Here is a 6,459-nt window from a genome sequence, read left to right as displayed (position 1 = left end):
TTCAACAAAAGCGTTACCACTCCCAATACTTAAAATATTGCTTGTGACTTCGTAGTTAACCAAGGATTCAATTTTTTTGGTAATAAATTCTCGGTAGTTTTGGTTGTAAATTGTTGGTGTTATCGAGTCTTTATAGGCTTTTCCTTCTTCCCAGATATTGTAAATACTTTTACCTTGCTCCCTCAACTGGGAATAATAGTTGTCTGTGGATAGCAGTAAATTTTGGTTCATTTTTTTTACAATTAGCCTTTCGGATTCTTATTGTGTGGTATGATTTCCTTAACCACGCTGACCATTGATGTATTCTGCTGTAATAGAATGTTGGGGATTCTGGAAGATTTGCTCAACTGGGCCGAATTCAATTAAGCGTCCACAGCCAGACTGCACCCAGAATAACGCAACATAGTCTGCAATGCGTCGAGCTTGAGCCAGGTTATGGGTGACGATCGCCACAGTGTATTTCCCCCGCAAACTGGCAATCAAGTCTTCCACAACCCCACTAGAAATGGGGTCTAGAGCACTACAAGGCTCATCCATCAAAATAATTTCTGGAGCCAAAGCTAGGGTACGGGCTATGCAAAGACGTTGTTTTTGACCTCCAGAGAGGCGCAACGCTGAGGCTGTAAGCCTATCCTTAACTTCGTCCCAGAGTTTAACATTTGTGAGTACCCTCTCAACAATTCCATTAATTTTCCGACGCTCTATAATACCATGCTCCTTCAACGGAAAAGCAATATTTTTCCAGATTGAGAATGGGAAAGGATTTGGTTTCTGCAAAACCATACCGATCCGACGGCGGAGACCGATAGTATCAATTTTAGGGTGAAGAATATTGAAATCGCCCAACCAAACATTACCATAAACTATGCAGTTAGGGATGATATCCGTTAAACGATTGAGACAGTATAAAAAGCTGGTCTTACCACAACCAGATGGGCCAATTAAGGCAGTGATAGAACCCTTTGGAATTGACAGGGTAATGTCCTCTAGTGCCTGTTTCTGGCCATAGTATAAACTGAGCCGATCCGTGGATAAGCTAGGAAAGCTCCTGTTGTCCGTAGGAGGGGAAATGACTGGTTTTGCCTGGGATGAAAACTGAATCATTAATGTTATTTATAATACATTTTTACTGCTGAATACTGCGATTATGCCATTGCTTCCCTAGGAAAATTGCTATGGTATTGATCGACAGGATAAATATAACTAATATCACAGCCGAGGCATAAGCATTATCATCCCCGCCAGGGACATTCATCGATAGCTCATAAATATGTAAGGACAAGGCCCTTCCAGAATCAAATAAAGAGGTGGGTTGGCGATCGACATAGCCACTGGTGTAAATCAACGCTGCTGTTTCAGCAATTACCCTCCCAATTCCCAAAATTAAGCCTGCTATTAAACTGGGAACAGCAGCAGGTAATAGTAGATGAATCAGGGTGCTAGTGCGTGAAATTCCCAAGGATGCAGCGCCAAAACGGTATTCGTTAGGAACAGCTCGCAGCCCTTCTTCAATAGAACGAATCAAGATTGGCAGTACCATACAGGCCAAGGTCAATCCTCCAGAAAGGATAGAGAAGCCAAGACCAAGGGTGACACAGAAAAAGCTATTGCCAAACAAACCAAAGACAATTGAAGGAACTCCTGCCAACATATCTAAACTGCGTCGCAGCAACCGACTAAATAAGTTATTAGAGGCAGTAAATTCAGATAACAGGATGGCAGTTCCCAACCCCAGGGGCAGGGATACTCCCAAGCAAACTCCTAAAATCAATGCTGTTGAAACCAATATGGAAGCAATACCTCCTTCCCGACCTGCATTTTCAGGGTCTGTGGTTAGGAATTCCCAAGATAGATGGCTAGATCCATGCCAAACCAGATGCCCCAGAATTAAGGCAAAACTAGCTGCAACAGACAAAGCGACGAACCAGACAATGATGCTTAAGACTCGGTCTCGAAAAGCAATCTTATTCCGATGCCGATGATTGTGAGAGTCACTCAAAAATTCCCGTTTTTTAGAACCTTTAGAAGGATGGGGAGTATGAGAGTTAAAAGGAAAGGGAGCCATGGAACTTCTTAAAGAGTGGGGGAGTAGGGGAGTAAATTTTTTGTCTTTATCTGCCTAAAATGCTAACTTTTTGATCGTATTAGAGTGAAAACCAGGCACTGTTGAAAAGCCGCAAAAATAGTAAAACCTTTATTATTTTATTTATTGTTAATGGTTTAAGATTTAATCAGCCAGCCATAATTATGCTATTAGACATCTCCAATAATCAAAAATAACATCAATTATGCTACTCTTGTTCATTAATTCTTTCTCCCTACTCCCTCTTTTCCCTCTTTAGTATATGTGTTTTTCTTCAGCGATCGCTTCTGCCAAAAACGCTATAAACAGACTAACTCCTAGCAACAACAATCCACTGACAAACAGGGATGAACGATGATTTCCCAGGGCAAAAGCCATTTCCAAAGCAATGTTAGCTGGTAAAGTCCGAATCGGATCGAACAGTGTATCTGGAATCTGAGGCACATTACCACAGACCATTAACACCAGCATTGTTTCCCCTAGAGCGCGTCCAATACCTAAGATAATACCAGTAAATACTCCCAGTCGCGCAGCGGGTAGCATAATTCCCAAAATCGTCCCCCAACGGGACAATCCCAGAGAAGCTGCTCCCTGCCAATAAACTTGGTTCATCTCTGCTAAAGTCGCATCCACAGTGAGGGCAATGGTGGGAATAATCAGTAGAGCTAACATTAGTATTCCTGCTAGTAAACTGGTTCCTGGTGGATGGAGGTGATTAATTAGTGGCACTAACACAACCAATCCCCAGAGTCCATAAATCACTCCAGGAAATCCCGCCATTAACTCTAGTAAGCGACGGTAGAAACTAGCTAGGAAAGGAGGAGCGTAATAGTGGCAGAACAAAGCCGACAAAATCCCTACGGGAGTCGCTAGCACAACTGCTCCTGTTACCACTAATAGGGTACCTACCAACATTGGGGTGAGATTATAGAATCCTTGAGCCGGACTCCAGCTAGAATCGGTAAAAAAGGCTAATATCCCGATGTCATCAAAAATTGGTAAGGATTCAACGATCAAGAACCCTGTAATAATTACAACGAGTATACCTACTACAGAAGCAATTCCTCGTACAGTCCACGCTAAAACCCAATCAATTTTTCGGGGGCACAAATTTTTGTAGCTGAATGATATCATAATTTTCTTCATTCTGAACAAATGCGATGAAATCTTTTGCTAATCCAGTAGGGTTTCCTTTAGTCACCAGAGTTAATTGCCGAAGCAAGGGAAAACGCCCATTGGCGACTGCTTCACTGGTTGCTTCAACACCATCCAGTGCCAAAAGCTTGATGGATACACCCTCTTGCATACTATATTCCGCAGCACCAATGGAGACATAACCAATAGCATTGGGATTACCTGCAATAGTTTTTATGCCCTGTTGATTATCTCCTATGACCACATCTGCTTTCACTTGTGAGTTATTCAGTCCAAAGTATTCCAGAAATTTCTTTAGTGTTGAGTGTCCTTCTGCTCTGTGAATAAAAGCGATCGGAGCATCAATTTCATTTAAGCTTTGCCAATTTTGGATTTGACCACTGCTGATAGCTTTGACTTGTTTGCTAGTAATTTCTGTTAAGGGGTTATCAGCATGAATAATGATGCTAATTCCATCCCTTCCCAGGACAAAAACTTCCATTCCAACGGCTTCCTCTGCTGTCAGAGTCCGAGAAACCATACCAATATCAGAAAGTCCTTGTTGCACATCTGCTAGTCCACGAGAGGAACCACCTGTTTGTACATCAATACGAATCCCTGGATTTTGCTCTTCAAATCTTTTACCCAAAGCTGAAACTAAAGGAGCAACAGTGCTTGCTCCTGTTAAAGTTAGCTTTTGTTGCTCAGATTTTTCATCAGGAGATTGAGTACAACTCTGCAAATATAAGCATAGAAGCAGGATGAATGAACCTAGTCTAAATTTCATGAATTTATTTTTTATTAGACTTGTTGCTAAATATAATCTTAAAAGTGGCAAAAAAAATTGTCAAATTGTGTGGTTGTACCTATCAACCTATGCTAAGTAGTTAACCCTTCTGTGCTTATTGCTATTAGACTAGCCGTAGAGCCTTAAAGTTATCAGAAAAAATCCCCAAATGTTTGTTGAGACCGGAGGATGTCAACAAACATGATTGGAGTCATTGGCTTTGAAATTATCTTCTTGGTGATTTGTCAAAAAAATTTAGATGCGTTTGCCCTGCTGTGCATTTCTTGGCAAAAAAATCGCTAATGTAAAGTTTTGCTACAAACATTTTCTCAAGTTTGACAAGCTGTCATACTGATTCTAGTGGACTATTATCTACGTTAAATTTATGAACCATTTGTACTTGTTCTTACGCAGGGTAATGATTGTGTTCTTAGTGGGCACGTTTACTTTTGTTAGTACCTTTACCGGGGAAGCGATCGCTGATGTACGACCTGCTGTAGAGTTACCTACAGGGCAATATGTCGCTAGTAATCCTGTGCTACCTTTTGTTAATGTATGTACACTTAGGCGTTCAGATCCAAGTTTAGATTTAAGTTTAGATCCAACAAGTCAAAAGCAGCCAGAATTTAAAAATCCGCCATTTGCAGATGCGGATCAAGGTCCAGTTACTTTACGTGCAACTCAGGCCCCATTCACGTTAGAAGGAAATGGCAAAGGAGAAGACACAGAGTACCAAGGCTACGTCTACGAGGCTAGAGCTATGATTAGGGAGAATGGCAGGTTTGAAGAGAAAACTTTGCCTCCAAGCTATACGCCCCCTGTTATAGAGGTATCTCCTAGTCAGGAGGAAGGAGTTGATAACGTCTTAAACGTAAAACTCATCAATGACTTACCAGTAAATGTTCAATTGGCGGGAAGTTTACCACAAACAAAAGAAAATTTAGAGAGTGTATCTCAATACACTAATATTCATTATCATGGCTTCAACGTATCACCTTTACTGGGTGCTGATGATGTGTTGGTGGATGTTCCCTCTAATGTGACGCCGATCCCAATAGATATCCCAACTCGAAGGGAAGGTGAAATAAAACTTGATGGAACTGTAAATAGTGACGATGTAAGTGTCACTTATAATTCATTTAGTGATAACCAATATCAGTTAATACCAGTCCCCCCACTTGGCGAAACAACACCTGATTCAACCACCGATTCATTACAAAAACTTCCTGGCGGTTATTATCCAACTGACGATCCAGCCAAGCCTAAATATGGTGGTCCGATAACTGAATACAATATGAACTTCCTGATTCCAGATGTCCATCAGTCTGGACTATTTTGGTATCATTCCCACGCCCACTCACTTAGTGACCAACAGGTTCTGGGTGGTCTCTCAGGTGGCATTATTATTAAGGGAAATGAGGAGTATTACGGACAATTTTTACCACCCACTGCACCCACAGCTGTTCGAGGGTATATGAAGCTTGAAGCTCAAGAAGAGCCTATATTTGAAGCCAACAGTCTTAAGCCACAAATAGCTCAACAAGTGATGTTGTTTAAGGACTTTAATGATGTTCTGGACCCAGATAACTCAGAGGATTGTTTCGTTCTCAATAGTCAAGTCAACCCAAAAATAACCATCCAGCCTGGAGAGATTCAGTTATGGCGCATTGCTAATATAGGCGCGGATAGTTACATGAATATTGCCTTAGAGACTCTATCTGAACCCAGTGATGAGGAAGAAATTATTGGACGAGCTAGTTTGAATGGTGATGTAACAGATTCGGATGCAAATGCTTCAATATCTGGTGACATAAAAAGCATTACCCTTAATGCAGACCATAACATGACCACATCTGATACTCAAGTAGAAAAGACAAATGGTAATACAGGCATTACGAAAAATATTGTTATACAATCAGGAGCAACTGTAACGGATTACGAGGAAAAGGAAAAAGGCGAGGTATCATTCAAGATAAGTGGTCGTATAACAGGTGAAACTGATGCTGATGAGCAACAAGAAGGTCAGATAAAAAAAGCTGCTGTAACAGGTTCTATAGGATTGATACCTGAATTTACCCAACCCTGGGGTAAATCAAACTTTTATATCTTAGCCCGTGACGGTGATATTGTTGCACATCCAGTAGCAACTAACTCAGTTCTATTACCACCTGCTGCTCGAGTAGAGCTTCTTGTAGTAGGAGGTAAAGCAAATGATACATATTATCTAGTTTCTGACCTTGACACTGACTTGACGACACAACAGCAACAGGAGGCTAACAGACCAAAAAGCTACTTGTTAGCAACTGTTACGGTAGAAGGTGATGTCAAAAAGTACACATATACGCCAGAAGGTGGTTTTCCATCATGTACTGTGTCTGTAGAGGGAATAGCTGAGACAAATTGCACGGCAGGCCAACATATCAACTTAGATTACTTCATCAAAAATACAGAACCA

5 protein-coding genes and 1 pseudogene are annotated in these 6,459 nt (G+C 41.2%); 1 reads left to right on the top strand and 5 read right to left on the bottom strand.

The window, feature by feature from the left end:
• From F6K13_RS12995 to F6K13_RS12975, 5 genes and pseudogenes are all read right to left on the bottom strand, one after another.
• Positions 1–231, bottom strand: a pseudogene (locus F6K13_RS12995) (hypothetical protein); the annotation flags it as partial.
• A 48-nt stretch (positions 232–279) separates the two neighbouring features.
• The gene (locus F6K13_RS12990; RefSeq protein WP_287287576.1) at positions 280–1,104 is read right to left on the bottom strand and encodes a phosphate ABC transporter ATP-binding protein; all 825 of its coding nucleotides are present in this window, start codon (positions 1,102–1,104) and stop codon (positions 280–282) included.
• A 22-nt stretch (positions 1,105–1,126) separates the two neighbouring features.
• Positions 1,127–2,065 carry a phosphate ABC transporter permease PstA gene (gene pstA / locus F6K13_RS12985; protein ID WP_287287574.1) on the bottom strand — a complete coding sequence of 313 codons (939 nt, stop codon included), beginning with the start codon at positions 2,063–2,065 and terminating at the stop codon, positions 1,127–1,129.
• Between the two features lie 273 nt (positions 2,066–2,338).
• Positions 2,339–3,217 (bottom strand): phosphate ABC transporter permease subunit PstC, encoded by an 879-nt coding sequence (gene pstC / locus F6K13_RS12980; protein ID WP_287287573.1) that lies wholly within the window; start codon positions 3,215–3,217, stop codon positions 2,339–2,341.
• Positions 3,174–4,004: a phosphate ABC transporter substrate-binding protein gene (locus F6K13_RS12975; RefSeq protein ID WP_287287571.1), complete on the bottom strand. Its 831-nt coding sequence runs from the start codon at positions 4,002–4,004 to the stop codon at positions 3,174–3,176. Before F6K13_RS12975 ends, pstC begins: the two co-directional genes overlap by 44 nt.
• A 385-nt stretch (positions 4,005–4,389) precedes the next feature.
• Between F6K13_RS12975 and F6K13_RS12970 the strand changes: the two genes are divergently transcribed.
• Positions 4,390–6,459 (top strand): hypothetical protein (locus F6K13_RS12970; RefSeq protein ID WP_287287570.1); only part of this gene is annotated, 2,070 nt, incomplete at its 3' end.

The sequence above is a fragment of the Okeania sp. SIO2B9 genome (assembly GCF_010672505.1).
GTDB lineage: Bacteria > Cyanobacteriota > Cyanobacteriia > Cyanobacteriales > Microcoleaceae > Okeania > Okeania hirsuta.
The sequence above is the reverse complement of the archived record's forward strand: the minus strand, read 5'-3'. Positions and strand labels throughout refer to the sequence as shown.

What these genes read in the sequence shown, in the direction of transcription:
- pstC (WP_287287573.1), bottom strand. Translation starts at nt 3,217, where the DNA reads ATGATATCATTCAGCTACAAAAATTTGTGCCCCCGAAAAATTGATTGG.
- F6K13_RS12975 (WP_287287571.1), bottom strand. Translation starts at nt 4,004, where the DNA reads ATGAAATTTAGACTAGGTTCATTCATCCTGCTTCTATGCTTATATTTG.
- F6K13_RS12990 (WP_287287576.1), bottom strand. Translation starts at nt 1,104, where the DNA reads ATGATTCAGTTTTCATCCCAGGCAAAACCAGTCATTTCCCCTCCTACG.
- pstA (WP_287287574.1), bottom strand. Translation starts at nt 2,065, where the DNA reads ATGGCTCCCTTTCCTTTTAACTCTCATACTCCCCATCCTTCTAAAGGT.